At 69.2% G+C, this 15,362-nt stretch carries 17 protein-coding genes and 1 pseudogene; 5 read left to right on the forward strand and 13 right to left on the reverse strand.

Annotated features, from left to right (window positions below; genetic code table 11):
• Together J3476_RS27225 and J3476_RS27230 are read right to left on the reverse strand one after the other, a co-directional pair.
• Nucleotides 1-306 (reverse strand): annotated as a pseudogene (locus J3476_RS27225) (glycine hydroxymethyltransferase); the annotation flags it as partial.
• Nucleotides 307-706: 400 nt separating this feature from the next.
• Nucleotides 707-1,924 (reverse strand): DUF885 domain-containing protein, encoded by a 1,218-nt coding sequence (locus J3476_RS27230; protein WP_207069383.1) that lies wholly within the window; start codon nucleotides 1,922-1,924, stop codon nucleotides 707-709.
• A gap of 31 nt (nucleotides 1,925-1,955) precedes the next feature.
• Here J3476_RS27230 and coaA point away from each other — a divergent pair, with 31 nt between their 5' ends.
• Complete coding sequence (gene coaA, locus J3476_RS27235; protein ID WP_152518330.1) at nucleotides 1,956-2,894, forward strand: type I pantothenate kinase; 939 nt, start codon at nucleotides 1,956-1,958, stop codon at nucleotides 2,892-2,894.
• Nucleotides 2,895-2,957: 63 nt separating this feature from the next.
• On the opposite strand, the gene J3476_RS27240 is transcribed toward coaA, so the two are convergent.
• The 4 genes from J3476_RS27240 to J3476_RS27255 all read right to left on the reverse strand — a co-directional run bounded on the left by J3476_RS27240 (nucleotide 2,958) and on the right by J3476_RS27255 (nucleotide 6,150).
• The gene (locus J3476_RS27240; protein WP_207069384.1) at nucleotides 2,958-3,365 is read right to left on the reverse strand and encodes a hypothetical protein; all 408 of its coding nucleotides are present in this window, start codon (nucleotides 3,363-3,365) and stop codon (nucleotides 2,958-2,960) included.
• Nucleotides 3,366-3,490: 125 nt separating this feature from the next.
• Entirely contained in the window at nucleotides 3,491-3,907 is a 417-nt protein-coding gene (locus J3476_RS27245) for a hypothetical protein (protein ID WP_207069385.1), read from the reverse strand.
• A gap of 90 nt (nucleotides 3,908-3,997) precedes the next feature.
• A complete protein-coding gene (locus J3476_RS27250; protein ID WP_207069386.1) occupies nucleotides 3,998-5,347 on the reverse strand; it encodes a hypothetical protein in 1,350 nt (449 codons plus the stop codon).
• A gap of 11 nt (nucleotides 5,348-5,358) precedes the next feature.
• Nucleotides 5,359-6,150: a (2Z,6E)-farnesyl diphosphate synthase gene (locus J3476_RS27255; protein ID WP_207069387.1), complete on the reverse strand. Its 792-nt coding sequence runs from the start codon at nucleotides 6,148-6,150 to the stop codon at nucleotides 5,359-5,361.
• A gap of 55 nt (nucleotides 6,151-6,205) precedes the next feature.
• Between J3476_RS27255 and J3476_RS27260 the strand changes: the two genes are divergently transcribed.
• Entirely contained in the window at nucleotides 6,206-6,937 is a 732-nt protein-coding gene (locus J3476_RS27260) for a hemolysin III family protein (RefSeq protein ID WP_373889145.1), read from the forward strand.
• A 52-nt stretch (nucleotides 6,938-6,989) separates the two neighbouring features.
• On the opposite strand, the gene J3476_RS27265 is transcribed toward J3476_RS27260, so the two are convergent.
• From J3476_RS27265 to mca, 4 genes are read right to left on the reverse strand one after another with little or no spacing between them, the layout of a single operon-like run.
• Nucleotides 6,990-7,358 (reverse strand): nuclear transport factor 2 family protein, encoded by a 369-nt coding sequence (locus J3476_RS27265; RefSeq protein WP_152518336.1) that lies wholly within the window; start codon nucleotides 7,356-7,358, stop codon nucleotides 6,990-6,992.
• Between the two features lie 11 nt (nucleotides 7,359-7,369).
• Entirely contained in the window at nucleotides 7,370-9,361 is a 1,992-nt protein-coding gene (locus J3476_RS27270) for a thioredoxin domain-containing protein (protein WP_207069389.1), read from the reverse strand.
• 5 nt (nucleotides 9,362-9,366) lie between these two features.
• Nucleotides 9,367-9,618 (reverse strand): hypothetical protein, encoded by a 252-nt coding sequence (locus J3476_RS27275; RefSeq protein WP_152518338.1) that lies wholly within the window; start codon nucleotides 9,616-9,618, stop codon nucleotides 9,367-9,369.
• A 9-nt stretch (nucleotides 9,619-9,627) separates the two neighbouring features.
• Nucleotides 9,628-10,497, reverse strand: a complete 870-nt coding sequence (gene mca / locus J3476_RS27280) for a mycothiol conjugate amidase Mca (protein WP_152518339.1) — start codon at nucleotides 10,495-10,497, stop codon at nucleotides 9,628-9,630.
• Nucleotides 10,498-10,627: 130 nt separating this feature from the next.
• Between mca and J3476_RS27285 the strand changes: the two genes are divergently transcribed.
• The 3 genes from J3476_RS27285 to J3476_RS27295 all read left to right on the forward strand — a co-directional run bounded on the left by J3476_RS27285 (nucleotide 10,628) and on the right by J3476_RS27295 (nucleotide 12,581).
• Nucleotides 10,628-11,050 (forward strand): DUF4307 domain-containing protein, encoded by a 423-nt coding sequence (locus tag J3476_RS27285; protein ID WP_173012090.1) that lies wholly within the window; start codon nucleotides 10,628-10,630, stop codon nucleotides 11,048-11,050.
• A 247-nt stretch (nucleotides 11,051-11,297) separates the two neighbouring features.
• The gene (greA, locus tag J3476_RS27290) at nucleotides 11,298-11,792 is read left to right on the forward strand and encodes a transcription elongation factor GreA (protein ID WP_152518341.1); all 495 of its coding nucleotides are present in this window, start codon (nucleotides 11,298-11,300) and stop codon (nucleotides 11,790-11,792) included.
• Between the two features lie 120 nt (nucleotides 11,793-11,912).
• Complete coding sequence (locus tag J3476_RS27295) at nucleotides 11,913-12,581, forward strand: GPP34 family phosphoprotein (protein WP_207069390.1); 669 nt, start codon at nucleotides 11,913-11,915, stop codon at nucleotides 12,579-12,581.
• A gap of 65 nt (nucleotides 12,582-12,646) precedes the next feature.
• Here J3476_RS27295 and J3476_RS27300 read toward each other — a convergent pair whose 3' ends face one another.
• The 3 genes from J3476_RS27300 to J3476_RS27310 form a co-directional block, all read right to left on the reverse strand.
• A complete protein-coding gene (locus tag J3476_RS27300) occupies nucleotides 12,647-13,837 on the reverse strand; it encodes a cystathionine gamma-synthase (RefSeq protein WP_207069391.1) in 1,191 nt (396 codons plus the stop codon).
• A 76-nt stretch (nucleotides 13,838-13,913) separates the two neighbouring features.
• On the reverse strand, nucleotides 13,914-14,441 hold the full coding sequence (locus J3476_RS27305) for an RDD family protein (protein WP_373889147.1): 528 nt from the start codon (nucleotides 14,439-14,441) through the stop codon (nucleotides 13,914-13,916).
• Nucleotides 14,442-14,513: 72 nt separating this feature from the next.
• A partial coding sequence (locus J3476_RS27310; RefSeq protein WP_207069393.1) for a hypothetical protein occupies nucleotides 14,514-15,362 on the reverse strand: 849 nt, incomplete at its 5' end.

Consider the following 15,362-nt stretch of genomic DNA (forward strand, 5'->3'; position numbering starts at 1 on the left):
ATGCTCGGCGGCCAGCGCTTCGACGGTATCGACGTTCTGGCAGGCCGCATAGAAGCGGTGACCGATGGTGCCCTCGGCGTACTTGTCCGAGAACCAGGTCCCCATCGTCAGCAGCACGGCCGGTGAGGCGTAGTTCTCGCTGGCGATCAGCTTCAGTGAGTCGCGTTGGTCGGCAAGCTCTTTGCGGGTCGCGTCGGCGATACGCGGTTCCACGCTCTCGATGACCTGCAGCGCAGCCCGGTAGGCCTCGCTCGCGGTGGCGGCGTACTCGGCACCCAGACCGGCGGTGATGGACTCAGCACTCATGCCCTCGAGCCTAGTCGGGGCGACGATCAAGCGGCGACGGAGGAGCCGCGTTGAGGAGTCCCGACCATCGGACCTAGTCGGGGCGACGATCAAGCGGCGACGGAGGAGCCGCGTTGAGGAGTCCCGACCATCGGACCTAGTCGGGGCGACGATCAAGCGGCGACGGAGGAGCCGCGTTGAGGAGTCCCGACCATCGGACCTAGTCGGGGCGACGATCAAGCGGCGACGGAGGAGCCGCGTTGAGAAGTCCCGACCATCGGACCTAGTCGGGGCGACGATCAAGCGGCGACGGAGGAGCCGCGTTGAGGAGTCCCGTGCCGCGAGAGTGCACACACGGTAGCGACGCTGGCCTCATCACGACAGGGAATGCACGTTCGCGGTCGTCTCGGCGCGGAAAAGCTCAGGCGGCCCGCAGCGACGACGGGATCAGCGGCTCGTCGAGCAGCCTGGTGAACCGTTCGGTCAGGTCGACCCCGGCCGGCCTGTCATCCAGCCAGCCCCGCAGCAGGCGGTAACCCTCGACGTAGGTGCTGGTGTAGGCGCGCCACAGCGGCGAGGACAGGAAACGCAGCATCTGCCGTGCGCGTTCGTCGTTGACCAGCAGCCACTTCTTGAGGAACGCGACCACCTCGTCGACGTCGCGGTGCTCGTCGTGCAGCATCAGCGCGGCGTCCTGGCGCACATCGGCCAGTGCGGCTGTGGCCTCCGAGATCGCTTCGGCACGCTGGCCGTCGAAACGCAGGCCCAGATCGGCGTAGATCTCGCTCGCCCACGCGCCCCAGCCCGGCCCCACGGCGGCATACAACGCGAGGTCGGCCAGCCCCTCGGCCATCAGGCACTGCGGGGTGTTGACCAGGAAGATCGTCTGCTCGGCCTGCCCTCTGCCCTCGACCAGCCCGGCTTCCTTGCGGCAGTGCTCGGTGTGGTGGCCGGGGTAGGACTCGTGGGCCACCAACCTCGGCAGGTTCGACATCTGCTGTTTGAGGTCGGCGTTGACGGCGACGGTGGATCGGTAGTCGCCGAGGTAGTAGTTGAATCCCGACCACGGCTTGTCGGTGACCACCTCGTAGGTGATGGTCTCGCGGGCCGGCAGCGGGAACGTCGCCCGGACCCGGTCGCGCAGCGCGCTGGAGAACGCGTGGATGCACTCTTCGAGCCGTGCCGGCGGGATCTCCTCGGCAGACCGGTGGGCCGCGATCCGCTCGGCGAGCGGTCCTCTGCCGCCGAGCGCCTCGTCGAGCCGGGCGTGGGCGTGGGCGTAGCGATCCGGGTCGCCCTTGCCGATCCGCACGTCGAAATACGCCTCGACCTCGTCGACGAACCCGACCTGCTCACCGGCGAACTTGCGCGCGGCGCAGGCCAGCGCCCGCAGGTGCGCACCGACGAACGCTGCCCGCGGCTCGTCGAGCCCGGCGGGCAGCTCAGCCTGCAGACGTTCGGCTTGGCGAACCAGCTCGGCGGGCTCGGGTCGCGCTTCGGCAGCCACACCGCGCCGCAGGGCGGGGTCACCGGTGAACGCGTCGACGTAGCCTTCCTCGATCCGGTCGAAGCGCAATCCGAGTTTCAGGTACTCCTCGATCAGGCCGGTCGGAGCTGGCGAAGGGATACCAGGGTCCATGCCGCCCCACGGTAGCTGCAAGACTGTGCGCATGGCGCGGCTGAGCGAACCCAGCCCCTACGTGGAATTCGACCGAACGCAATGGCGTGCACTCCGAATGTCCACTCCGCTGAAACTGACCGAGGACGAACTGGTCAAGCTGCGGGGCCTCGGCGAGAAGATCGACCTGCTCGAGGTCGAAGAGGTCTACCTGCCGCTCGCGCGTCTGATCCACCTGCAGGTCGCGGCCCGCCAGGCGCTGTTCGCCGCGACCGCCGAGTTCCTCGGCGAGCCGGTGCAGAACCCGGACCGGCCGGTGCCGTTCGTCATCGGTGTCGCCGGCAGCGTCGCAGTCGGCAAGTCCACCACCGCGCGTGTGCTGCAGGCGCTGCTGGCCCGCTGGGAGCATCACCCGCGCGTCGACCTGGTGACCACCGACGGTTTCCTCTACTCGAACGCCGAGCTGCAACGCCGCAACCTCATGCATCGCAAGGGTTTTCCGGAAAGCTACGACCGGCGGGCGCTGATGCGCTTCGTCACCGCCGTCAAGTCCGGCGCCGACGCGGTGTGCGCACCCGTCTACTCCCACCTGCTGTACGACATCGTCCCCGGCGAGAAGCAGATCATCGAGCGCTCCGACATCGTGATCCTCGAGGGGCTCAACGTGCTGCAGACCGGACCCGCGCTGATGGTCTCGGACCTGTTCGACTTCTCGGTCTACGTCGACGCGCGCATCGAGGACATCGAGGAGTGGTACATCTCCCGGTTCCTGTCGATGCGCGCCGGCGCGTTCGCCGACCCGGCCTCGCACTTCCACCACTACTCGACGCTGTCGGATGAGCAGGCGATGTTCGCCGCACGCGACATCTGGCACTCGATCAACCGGCCCAATCTGATCGAGAACATCCTGCCGACGCGGCCCCGCGCCACGCTGGTGCTGCGCAAGGACGCCGACCACTCGATCAACCGGCTACGCCTGCGCAAGCTGTAGTCCGGCCCCGCCGGCCTGTGGTCAGGCGCCGGCCATCGACGGTCAGGTCGTGGCGGTCTGCAGTCAGGCCTTGGCGATCCGCCGCACGCCCTGGTACTGCAATTCGGCCATGACCAGCGTGTAGACACCGGTGCCCAGTACCAGCACCACACCGGTCGTGGTCAGCGGCCACACATCGGCGAGCACCACCACCACGGTGAGCACGCTGAACAGTGCGTTTCCGACGGCCAGGACCGCACCGGACGTCCGAACGGCCGGGCGCGCAGCCAGAGCCAGCACCGCGATGCCGAAGACCACGAAGAAGGCGCCCGTCGCGTATTCGACGGCCGGCGTCGTGCCCGACCACGCGGCGACCCGAGGAGCCAGGAGCAGCAGCGCGACGCCGGTCAGGCCGCTGATCACAGCGTCGGCGCGCATGGCGAAGCGCAGCAGCGAGTCGGTGGATTGCGAGGTGTGGGTGGTGGCGGTCATGCGGGTGGTTCCTTTCGGGATGTGAGTTGCGGGGTCTGATCGCGGGGTGCGATCTGCTGGTGGACCGGTACCGGGGCCGACGCCGTAACCTCTTGCGGGCCGGCCCCGGACCAGTCATGAGGGGGTCACGCCAGACGGCGCACCCCGAGGTACTGCAACCCGGCGAAGCCGAGCGTGAGCACGACGAACACCGCTGCGGCGGCCACGCCGAATCCGGTCAGCGGCAACCAGCCGGCGCCGAGCACGAGTGCGGCCCCACCGGCGAACGCGACGTTGCCGGCGAGCACGGCCTGCCCGACGCGGCGCACGGCGCGCACCCGGGTGACGGTGTAGAGCAGTGCACCGTAGCCGACCAGGGCGGCGCCGAAGAGCCACCCGGTGGTCGCGGTCAGCCCCGTCAGCGGGGCCAGCGCGTCGGCGGCCATCGCAACGAACAGGCCAAGCCCGGCGCACAGTGTCGCGTCGGCGCGCAGCGCGAATCGCAGGAGTTGGTCATCGGCGCCCGAGGAGACCGGGACGGTACCGGTGGTGAAGGCGGTCATGTCTGCGATGGTTCGCCGAGACCGCTGCCAGATCGACACCGTCTGCTGCCAGTTGCTGCCAACCGCAGGTCAGCGGCACCTCGGCCGCACTCAGCGGGTGGAGACGAGGTTGCTGCGCAGGTCCGTGGCGATCACCCGCGCGGCCGCGTTCTGCCAGTTGTGCAGCGACCGCTGCGGCACGTCGGTGACCAACCACTGCCACGCCTGGCGGGCCACCGGGTCAAGTCCGGCCGCTGTCGCGTTCTGTGCGTAGGCCCGCACCCCGACGACGTACGGGAAGTACAGCGAGTTGTAGTGCCGCCACTGTTCGGTGGTGCCGAACTCACCGCCGTCGCGCGGCTTGAGGCCGGCGATCCGCTCGGCCAGCAGAGCCCTGAGCTCGTTGGCCCGCTCCAGCGGCTGATCGGGCGCGCCGCGACGGGCCAACCGCTCGTCGATCACCGGCAGTGCGGTCAACGGGCTGGCGACCAGCTTGGACAGATCGCCGTAGTGCCCGAGAGCGCGCCGGGTGACCCGGACGAAGGTCTCGGAGTCCATGTCGTCCAGCGGGCTGGCTGAGCGCCGCGGCAACGCCGCCTCGGTGCCACGCAACGCCGCCCGGTCGGCACGCAGTTCCGGTGAGCGGGAGAAGGCGAGCCGGTCGAGCAGCCCGGCCAGCGGATCGGCGAGCACGTTGATCGCGATCGCCACACCGAGGCTGGTGAACAGCAGCACCGTCAGCGTGGTGCTGCTCCCGGCCACCGCGATCCCGATGAGCACCTGCCCGCCGAACAGCACCGCGGCCAGCGTCGTCCCGGCGAACGACCGCAACATGTCCTTGCGCAGCGCATGTCCCTCGTCGAAGGCGTCTCCAATGGCCACCGCCACCCCGAGCAGTGCGATGTCGACGCCGGTCGAGGCCAACGCCAGCCAACTGGGCACCAGCCCGAGCGGGATGATCAGGATCGCGTTGCCCAGCGCGAAGAACAACGTCGCGACGATGACGAAGCCCACCACCGGGCGGGGCTGCGCACGCCGGGCCACGGCGTGGATCAGCGCGGCCAGCACCGGTACCGACAGTGCGGCGAACATGACCCAGTGCCCGAGCCGCAACGGGCCGTCGACGTCGCCGGCGAGCGCGGCACCCGTCACCGCCACGGCGGCCACGGCCGCGACGAGCCCCGCGGGCCCGGCCCGGCCGCGCCAGCTGTCGCGCGGGCGCGACAGTTCGAGCAGTACCGCGAGCCACGCGAGGCCCGGCAGCGCGACCAGATAGATCTCGACACGACTCAGCAGCGCAGACTGGCTCACCAGCCGGACCGCATCCAGCGCCACCACCAGCGCAAAGCTGGTCAGTCCGACCGCGGCGAGCACCAGGACCGGCTTGCGGGGGTCGCGCGCCAGCAGATACAGCCCCAGCCACCAGCTCAGTGCGAAGACCAATCCGGAGAGCGCGACCACGACCGCCGTCCTCAGCGCCCGTAGCGTCGATGCCTGGCGCTGTAGTCGCGCAGCGCTCGCAGGAAATCCACCCGGCGGAACTCCGGCCAGTACGCCTCGGTGAACCACATCTCCGAGTAGGCGCTCTGCCACAGCAGGAAACCGGACAGCCGCTGCTCCCCCGACGTGCGGATGACCAGGTCCGGGTCGGGCTGGCCCGAGGTGTAGAGGTTCTCCGAGATGGCCTCGGCGGTAACGGCTTCGATCAGCTTCTCCCCGGAGACGCCGTTGGCCAGCTCCTTGGCCAGCAGCCCTCGGACCGCGTCGACGATCTCCTGCCGGCCGCCGTACCCGACGGCGACGTTGACGTGAAAGGCGCCGCCGTTGCCGTCGGTGGACTGCACCGCGTCACGCAGCCGGCGGGCCGGTTCCTCTCCGAGCAGCTCGAGATCACCCATGGTTCGCACGCTCCACTGGTTCGCCGGGGCGCAGATCTCCTCGACGACCTCGGTGATGATCTCGATCAGCGATGCCAGTTCCTGCGGGTCGCGCTGCAGGTTCTCGGTGGACAACAGGTACACGGTGGCCATCTCGATGCCCGCCTCGTGACACCAGCGCAGCATCTCGGCGATCTTGTGTGCACCGGCCCGGTAGCCGTAGCTGACGTCGTTGTGGCCGAGCTCACGCGCCCAGCGCCGGTTGCCGTCACACAGCACCGCAATGTGGCGGGGCAGCTCGGATTTCGCTGGTGCCAGCCCCTGACGCAGCCGCATCTCGTAGAGCCGGTACATCGGCTCCTTGAGTCGCCGCGGAATGAGGTCCACGATGGTCCAGACTACTGTGAGGCGGGGAAACCCAATGCCAGTCAGCGGAGGTGACGTGCCGACATCTGTCGATCCACGGGGTACCGCCGATACCCCGCGAGAGCCCGAGGATCTGCCCGAGGCGGTCGTCGAAGGCGTTGCGCAATTCCTGGGCAAGCCACGGTTACGCGGCTGGATTCACGTGTACGCCGCGGTCATCTCGGTCATCTGCGGCGCCACGCTGGTCGCGGTGTCGTGGTCGCTGGAGTCTTTCCGTGCCGGGATCGCCACGCTGATCTACACGCTGACCATCGTGGCGATGTTCACCGTCAGCGGCACCTATCACCGGGTGCATTGGACCTCGACGACGGCGCGCACCTGGATGAAGCGCGCCGACCACTCGATGATCTTCGTGTTCATCGCGGGCAGCTACACCCCGTTCGCGTTGCTGGCGCTGCCCGAGACCGACGGAATGGTGCTGTTCTGGATCGTCTGGGGCGGCGCGCTGGCCGGGGTGGCGCTCAAGATGCTGTGGCCGTCGTCGCCGCGCTGGCTGGGGGTCCCGCTGTACATCCTGCTGGGCTGGGTGGCGGTGTGGTTCATCGGTCCGATCACCCACGGCGCCGGGGTGGCCGCGGTGGTGCTGCTGATCGTCGGCGGAGCGCTGTACAGCATCGGCGGCGTGCTCTACGCCCTGAAGTGGCCCAATCCGTGGCCGACCACGTTCGGGCATCACGAGTTCTTCCACGCATGCACCGCGGTTGCGGCGATCTGCCACTACATCGCGATGTGGTTCGCCGTCTTCTGAGCGAATCGGGCGCGCTGAAGCACCGCCGGTGGCGCGGAACGCGCCGAATTCGCTAGAGCTGGGTGACGTTCTGCGGGCCCCAGTAGGCCTTCATCGACGTGATCATGCCGTCGCCGTCGAACGTCATCACCTCGATGGGTTCGATGCGCATCGCACCTCCGACGGTGATGGCGAACATGAACGCCGCCTCGTGTCCGCCGGCACGGAACGACAGCAGCTCGGTCGTGACCTCCGCGCCTTCCATCACCTTGTAGAACCCGGCGATGGCCTGACGCCCGATGTGCACTTCGCCGCCGCCGACGGGATCCTCGAGCGTGGCGTCCTCGGCGTAGAGGGCGGCCACGTCGTCGGCGTTACCACGGGCGGCGGTGTCGAGGTAGCGCTGGACGAAACCTTGCAGGACATCGGGCTCGAAGCTCATGTGCGGCCACGCTACACGGAGCCTCCGAGCGCGGCAGCCAGATCCTCGGCGGTGGTGACCGGGAGGTCACAGGTCCGTCCCCGGCAGATGTATGCCGCGTCCGCGTCGCCGACGCGGGGGCGCTCCCGCAGCAATTCGGTGGATCCCGCCGGGCCGCCGATCACCACCGCCCCACCGGGGGCAGCGGCCCGGGCGACCGCCAGCAACGCCGAGTCGGCCGAGTCGCACGCGACGGCGATCTGGATCGGCCCGCGCACCGCTGCCTCGGCGACAGCCAGCCAGTGCCCGCCCGAGCGCGGAGCGCGGTCGAGCACCACCGCCGCGCCGGCCACGGTGGCCTCCACTGCCGCGGCGTACCTCTCGGCCGGCCCGCCCGGGGCCAGGTGCGCCGCCATCTGCAGCGCCTCGGCCATCAGCGACGCACCGGCCGGGGTGGCGCCGTCGAGCGGGTCGGCGGGCCGCGACACCAACTGCTCGGCGTCGTCGGCGACGTCGAACCAGCGACCGTCCCGGGCGGGATCGGCGAAGTGGTCGAGCGCGACGTCGAGCAGCGCCATCGCCTCGTCGAGCCAATGGGGTTCGGACTGCGCCTGATAGAGCGTCATCAGCCCGGTGGCCAGCGCGGCGTGGTCTTCGAGGATGGCCGCGCTCGCGCCCACCACGCCGCCCAGGCTGGCGCGGCGCAGCCGCCCACCGACGACATGCAGATCCAGCACCGAGCGCGCGCACTCGGCGGCCGCTGCCAGCAGAGAGGGGCGCCGCAACGCGAACCCAGCCTCCACCAGAGCCGTGATCGCCAGACCGTTCCACGCCGTCACCACCTTGTCGTCGCGGCCGGGTTGCGGCCGCTGCGCCCGAGCCGCCAGCAGCGCCGCCCGCACCCGGTCGAATCGGACCGGATCCGAGGGGTCGCCGCGCAACTGCAGCACCGACGCGCCGCGCTCGAACGTGCCCGTGGATGTCACACCGAAAAGCGTTGCCGCCCAGTCTCCGTCGTCGACGCCCAGAATCTCGCGGAGCTGATCGACGGTCCAGCTGTACGTCAGGCCTTCGACCCCTGCGGTGTCGGCGTCCAGCGACGACACGAACATGCCGTCGGCGCGCAGCTCGTCGAGCATGAAACATGCTGTCTCCCTGGCGATCCGATGCGCAAACGGGTCACCGCTACGACGCGCCCAGTGCGCGTAGACCCGCAACAGCTGGGCGTTGTCGTAGAGCATCTTCTCGAAGTGCGGCACCACCCAGGCGGCGTCGACGCTGTAGCGGGCGAAGCCGCCGGCCAACTGGTCGTAGAGACCACCGCGGGCCATCGCCGAACAGGTGCGCTGCACCGCGGCCAGCGGAGCGGGGTCTGCAGTGCGTTCGTGGTTGCGCAGCAACGCTTCCAGCAGGGCCGAGGGTGGGAACTTGGGGGCCGCGCCGAAACCACCATGGACGGTGTCCTCGTCGGCGAGCACCGCCGCGACGGCCCGGTCACACAGCTGCGGCTCGACCGGCGGGCCTCCACCCGGAAGTCCGGAAGCCATGGCTCGCAGTTCGGCACTGATGTGGTCGCCGGCCTGTTCGACCTCGGACCGGCGGGTGCGCCACGTCTGCGCCACCGCGGCCAGCAGCTCCAGGAAGGCCGGCTTCGGGTAATAGGTGCCGCAGAAGAAGGGCCGACCATCCGGGGTGAGGAAACAGGTCATCGGCCAGCCGCCCTGACCGGTCAACGCCACCGTGGCGTTCATGTACACCGCGTCGAGATCGGGGCGTTCCTCGCGATCGACCTTGATGCAGACGAACTGCGCATTCATCGCTTCGGCCACCTCGGTGTCCTCGAGGGACTCGTGCGCCATCACATGACACCAGTGACACGCCGCGTAACCGACGGACAGCAGGATCGGCACGTCGCGCCGGGCTGCCTCGGCCAGCGCCGCACCGGACCACTCCTGCCAATGCACCGGGTTCTCGGCGTGTTGGCGCAGGTAGGGACTGGTCGCCGAAGCCAGGGCGTTGGACATCGGCCTCAGTGCGGGTCGCGGTTGGAGTCCTCAGCCGACCCGGTGTTCTGCGGATCATCGTCACCGAAGGACTTCGGCAGCCGGCGCAGGTGCTTGTTCATCGACCACACCAACAGGAAGACGCTGATCAGCAGCAGGATCACCACGATGAGGCCGACCGGGCTGGCTTTGCCGAAATCCGGCCCGGTCTGGCGCGGTCCGTCCTGGGCCAACAGACCGGTCGTCAGCTCGACGCCCAGCGTCAACAGGTCACTCACAGCTCTTCGTCACCGTCCCTCGATTCCGGCGAACAGATCGGTCTCGGGCAGCCGTACCGGCACCCGCGACCGCGCCAACTCGAACTCCTCGGTCGGCCACAGTCGATGCTGCCATTCCAGCGGGGTGGTGAAGAAGAAGCTGTTCGGGTCGATCTGGGTGGCATGAGCCAGCAGCGCTTCATCGCGCTGGGCGAAGTACTTGGCACATTCGATGCGTGTGGTCACCCGCTTGCCGAGCAGATCGTCATCCGGATCCCACTTCTCCAGCCACTTGGCGAACGGTCCCTCCTGCCCGTGACGGACGAACTCGTCCTGCAGCACCTGCATGCGCTGACGCAGGAACCCGTGGTTGTAGTACAGCTTCTGCACGTTCCACGGCTCCCCGGCAGTGGGATACAGCCGGTGGTCGGCGGCCGCCTCGTAGGCGGCGACCGACACCTGGTGGCACCGGATGTGGTCGGGGTGGGGATAGCCGCCGTTCTCGTCGTAGGTCGTCATCACGTGCGGCTTGAAATCCCGGATCACCTGCACGAGCGCCTCGGTCGGCACCTCCAGCGGCTCGAGGGCGAAACAGCCCTCCGGCAGCGGCGGCAGCGGGTCACCCTCGGGCAACCCCGAGTCGACGAAACCGAGCCAGTGGTGCTCCACCCCCAGGATGGAGGCGGCCTTGGCCATCTCGTCCCGACGGATCTGCGGCATCCGGCCATGCACCTCGGGGATGTCCATCGCCTTGTTGAGGATGTCGCCACGCTCGCCGCCGGTCAGTGTGACGACCATGACGCGCACGCCCTCGTCGACGTAGCGCGCCATCGTCGCCGCGCCCTTGCTGGACTCGTCGTCCGGGTGCGCGTGTACGGCCATCAACCGCAGTTCGGTCAACCTGTTCCCTCTTAGCTGTTCACCTGGCAGGACAGTCGCGCTGGAAATCACGCTACGGTGCAACCGCGCCAACTGGATTTATAGTTCCAGTCCTAGTACACCCATCCGACCGACGGGCATGCAAAACGAGATGATCGAACGTCCCGAAGCCCGCTACGGGCGTCAGCGCCTCGACCGGCGCACCCGGCGCTGGATCGCCATCGGGCTGACCGTGCTCGTCGTGGTGCTCGGGGTGGCGATCGCGGCGGTGGCGTTCAGCCGGTTGGGGTCCGCCGAGGTGGAGGGCGAACTCGGCGGCTACCGAGTTCTCGACGATCAGACCATCGAGGTCACGATGAGCGTGACTCGCGAGGACCCGTCGCGGCCGGTGGTGTGCATCGTGCGGGCCCGCTCCTACGACGGGACCGAGACCGGACGACGCGAACTGCTCGTCCCGCCAGCCGAGGAGTCGACGGTGCAGGTGACGACCTTGGTCAAAACCAGCGCTCCGGCCGTCGTCGGGGACGTCTACGGGTGCGGCACCGAGGTGCCGTCCTACCTGGTCGGCGGCTGACACAGCAGATACCCGGCCAACTGCCGACAGCGAAATCGTGACGTCCGGGTATCCCCCCGGTGCTATCATGGATCGATACACGGTTCCTGCTGGAGCCGTGTATTGCTGCATATTGGGTCCTCAGCCGGAGCCTGAGCTCTGGTTGAACGCGACTGTGGCGGCAATACACGTACGACAGCTCCCGGTGCCGTGTCACGACCTTCTTACGCGACAGGCGCGGAAGCAACAACGACAGGAGCGCGACGACATGACCGACACCCAGGTGACCTGGCTGACCGAAGAGTCCTACGACCGCCTCAAGGCCGAGCTGGACCAGCTGATCGCCAACCGCCCGGTCATCGCCGCCGAGATCAACGACCGGCGCGAGGAGGGTGACCTGCGCGAGAACGGCGGTTACCATGCCGCCCGCGAAGAGCAGGGCCAGCAGGAGGCCCGCATCCGCCAGCTGCAGGAGTTGCTCAACAACGCCAAGGTCGGCGAGGCGCCGAGCCAGTCCGGCGTCGCGCTGCCCGGTTCGGTGGTCAAGGTCTACTACGACGACGACGAGTCCGACTCCGAGACGTTCCTGATCGCCACCCGCCAGGAAGGTGTCAGCGACGGCAAGCTGGAGGTCTACTCCCCCAACTCGCCGCTCGGTGGAGCCCTGATCGACGCGAAGGTCGGCGAATCGCGGTCCTACACCGTCCCCAACGGCAACACCGTCAAGGTGACGCTGGTCAGCGCCGAGCCCTACCACGGCTGATCGGGCTGGCTGATCGGGCCGGCTGATCCGGCCGGCTGATCGGGCCGGTCACCCGGGCCGGCTGACCGGGCTCCCCCGGGCCGCCGGCGCCCGGCCTGCTCAGCGACTGACCTACACGTCATGGGGCACATCGCCGAAGATCTCTTCCTTCTGCTGCTGGACAACGCGTCGGCGCAGCCGAGCCTGGACCGGCCGCGCCGTGACCACGTCCTCGGCGCGGCCGTTCTGCTCGATCTCGCGCATGCCGGACATGTCCGCCCAGCGGTCCCCGGTGACCCGGTTCCGGACGGCCGGCTGGTCGCGCTGGCCTCGGCGACGCCGCTCGACCCGGTGACCCGGCCGGGACGCGAGCTGCTGGCCGCCCGGGCGCTGCGGCCCGACACCGCGATCAAGAAGCTGGGCCGACACAGCGAGGACCGGTTGATCATCCACCTCGAGCAGCTGGGCCACATCCGCCGCGTCGACACCGGAAGCGCGCTCCGCCGCGGTCACACGCTGCCGTTGACCACCCGCGACCGGGTGGGCCCGGCGCGTACGGCGGTACTGAGCGCGCTGTTCGACCGCACCCCGCCGGCCCCGGTGACCGCGGCGGTCATCACGCTGTTGCACGCCGTGGACGGGCTGGGCACGCTGCTCAGTCTCAACGACCGCGGCTGGCGGTGGGTGCACGCCCGCGCCGGGGAGATCGCCGGCGGCAGCTGGGTCGACGAATCCCCGACGACGGTGGCGGAGGTCAACCTGGCGGTGACCGCGGCGGCCGTTCGCCAGGCGCTGGCCCGGCTGACCTGACGGACCCCTGGCTGCCGACAGCCCGCTTGGGTGCCGACAGCCCTCGGGCTGGACCGCCGGGACCCCTAGGCCAGCGCGGCCAGCGCCTGCTCGATGTCGCCGAGCAGGTCGGCGACGTCCTCGATGCCGACCGAGAGCCGCACCAAATCGTCGGGCACCTCGAGTTGCGAGCCCGCCGTCGAGGCGTGTGTCATGGCGCCGGGGTACTCGATGAGCGATTCGACGCCGCCCAGCGACTCGGCGAGGATGAAGATCTCGGTGTGGGCGCAGAAGTCGCGCGCTGCCTGGGGACCCCCGCGCAGCCGGACCGACACCATGCCGCCGAACCCGCTCATCTGCCGCGCGGCCACCTCATGGTTCGGGTGCGACGCCAGCCCCGGGTAGAGCACGGTGTCGATGGCGGCGTGGCCCTGCAGGAATTCGACGATGGCCGCGGCGTTGTCGCTGTGCCGCTGCATCCGCAGCGGCAGTGTCTTGAGTCCACGCATCGTCAGATAGGCGTCGAAGGGACCGGGCACCGCGCCCGCGCCGTTCTGCAGGAACGCGAACGCGTCGTCGAGCGCTTCATCGTTGGTCAGCAGGGCTCCGCCGACCACATCGGAATGCCCGCCGATGTACTTGGTGGTCGAGTGCAACACGATGTCGGCACCCAGGGGCAACGGCTGCTGCAGCGCAGGTGAGGCGAAGGTGTTGTCCACCAACACTTTCACCTCGCCCTTGCCGGCCTCCGATGCCACCGCGCAGATGCCCGCGATGTCGGCGATCGTCAGCAGCGGGTTGGTCGGGGTCTCCACCCAGATCAGCTTCGTGCTGGGGGTGACGGCCTGACGCACCGCGTCCAGGTCCGACAGCGCCACCGCGGTGTAGCTGATCCCCCACTGGGTGAACACCTTGTCGATCAGCCGGAACGTGCCGCCGTACGCGTCGTCGGGAATGACGACGTGGTCTCCCGGCCGCAGCACCGCTCGCAGTGCGCAGTCGGTGGCCGCCATCCCGGAACTGAACGCCCGGGCGTAGTCGGCGAGTTCGACCGCGGCCAGCGACGTCTCCAGCGCGGCGCGGGTGGGATTGCCGGTGCGCGCATACTCGAAGCCGCCGCGCAGCCCGCCCACGCCGTCCTGGGCGAACGTCGAACTCGCGTAGATCGGGGCGTTGACCACACCGGTGGCGGGATCCGGCCGATACCCGGCGTGGATGGCCTTGGTGGCCGGACCGTAGGCGCGGTAGTGGTCGCCTGCACTGCGCTTCTCACTCATGGTCGATCAGGGTAGCCGGGACGGCCCGGCGCGGAACCGGGCGGCGGTGGGCAACCGCGGCACCCGCAGGGCCGGATCACCGGCGATCCGCTGCCTGCGGTGCGACCGGCACACACACCGTGGACATCACCTTGTCCGCCAGCGTCTGGCGCCTGGTGTCGACCAGCGGCAGGGCGTACCCCGCGAAGCAGGGGACGGCGTCGACCACGTGGAGCAGCTGGCGGAGCACCGATCGTCCGACCCCGATGGGCTGCGACGTCCGTTCACCCACCACCGTGAACTTCATCAGCGACTTGCCGATGCTCGACCCGCGCGTGCCCTGACGGACACCGAAGTTCCACACCAGATAGCCCACGGTGAGCACCGCGACCGCCCCGAGGAGCATGTCGGCCGCGCGGGAACTGGTCGCCGAACAACTCAGGCCGCCACCGTCGAAGGACACGCAGTCCCGGCCGGCGGTGCCCAGCGCCACGACCTCCCACAGCGTCCAGGCGATCACCACCGGGACCACGTCGATGACCCAGGCGACCGCGCGCACCGTCCAGGACGAGTAGGCGTTCCTCGACGAACTCCTCACGTGGCCTCCTGCGGACGACGACGGCACCGTACCGATGCGTGACGCCCGGTCGACCCGACCCGGGTCAGGTGCCCCGTGCAGAAGACCGCCCGCCCGCTGCTACGGCGTGGCCGGCGCGACGAGGCCGCCGTTCATCACCCGGTACGCGTACACCAGCAGCAGCGCCGTCACCGGCACGGTCACCAGGAGGCCGACGCCGCACAGCACCGCGCCGACGAGCACCAGGACGACGGCCGCCAACCAGGTGAGCAGCACACCTCCGAAGTTCGCTTTGCCGGTCAGGAAACTGGACTTCAGCCCGTCCACCGGCGACATGTTGCGATCGAGCACGGCGATGATGGTGAACATCAGGAAGATGCTCGCAGCGAGCCCGGGCAGAATGCACAGCACGAAGCCGATCGTGGTGATGATGCCGACGAGCAGACCCGCGATGATGACGTTGCCGATGTTGCGGGGGCGGAAGAACGACCCGATGGACACCTCTTGCCCGTTGGCGATGTCGAGGACGCCGCCCAGGAACGCCGATTGAATCGCCGCCGTCACGATCAACGACAGGAACCATCCGATGATCGCGACCAGAACCCCGGCCGGGCCCGTCGCGGTGTAGGAGAACGAGAAGCCGTTGCTGTCGGACACATAGCTCGTGTCACCGGGTGAGACCAACGCCTGAACGACGTTGATCAGTGCCTGCAGGCCGATCACGATGAGCCCGAGCACCAGCGCGGCGACAATCAGCGGCACGGCGTTCTTGGTGAACTTGTTCCACGCCCAGCTGAGGCCGTCGCCGACGTTGTAGGACGGCGACTGGGGCGGGTAGCCCTGCGGTGAGGTCCCGAAGCCGCCCGGTTGCTGAGGCGCAAAACCGCCCGATTGCGGAGGCGCGTAACCACTCCCGGGCGGAGGGGGCGGCGGGTAGCCGCCCGGCGGAGGCGGTGGGTAACCCCCCGG

This window comes from Mycobacterium sp. PO1, from assembly GCF_017312405.1.
Lineage (GTDB): Bacteria > Actinomycetota > Actinomycetes > Mycobacteriales > Mycobacteriaceae > Mycobacterium.

What these genes read in the sequence shown, in the direction of transcription:
- coaA (WP_152518330.1), top strand. Translation starts at nt 1,956, where the DNA reads ATGGCGCGGCTGAGCGAACCCAGCCCCTACGTGGAATTCGACCGAACG.
- J3476_RS27295 (WP_207069390.1), top strand. Translation starts at nt 11,913, where the DNA reads ATGGGGCACATCGCCGAAGATCTCTTCCTTCTGCTGCTGGACAACGCG.
- greA (WP_152518341.1), top strand. Translation starts at nt 11,298, where the DNA reads ATGACCGACACCCAGGTGACCTGGCTGACCGAAGAGTCCTACGACCGC.
- J3476_RS27230 (WP_207069383.1), bottom strand. Translation starts at nt 1,924, where the DNA reads ATGGACCCTGGTATCCCTTCGCCAGCTCCGACCGGCCTGATCGAGGAG.
- J3476_RS27270 (WP_207069389.1), bottom strand. Translation starts at nt 9,361, where the DNA reads ATGTCCAACGCCCTGGCTTCGGCGACCAGTCCCTACCTGCGCCAACAC.
- J3476_RS27300 (WP_207069391.1), bottom strand. Translation starts at nt 13,837, where the DNA reads ATGAGTGAGAAGCGCAGTGCAGGCGACCACTACCGCGCCTACGGTCCG.
- J3476_RS27285 (WP_173012090.1), top strand. Translation starts at nt 10,628, where the DNA reads ATGATCGAACGTCCCGAAGCCCGCTACGGGCGTCAGCGCCTCGACCGG.
- J3476_RS27245 (WP_207069385.1), bottom strand. Translation starts at nt 3,907, where the DNA reads ATGACCGCCTTCACCACCGGTACCGTCCCGGTCTCCTCGGGCGCCGAT.
- J3476_RS27240 (WP_207069384.1), bottom strand. Translation starts at nt 3,365, where the DNA reads ATGACCGCCACCACCCACACCTCGCAATCCACCGACTCGCTGCTGCGC.
- J3476_RS27265 (WP_152518336.1), bottom strand. Translation starts at nt 7,358, where the DNA reads ATGAGCTTCGAGCCCGATGTCCTGCAAGGTTTCGTCCAGCGCTACCTC.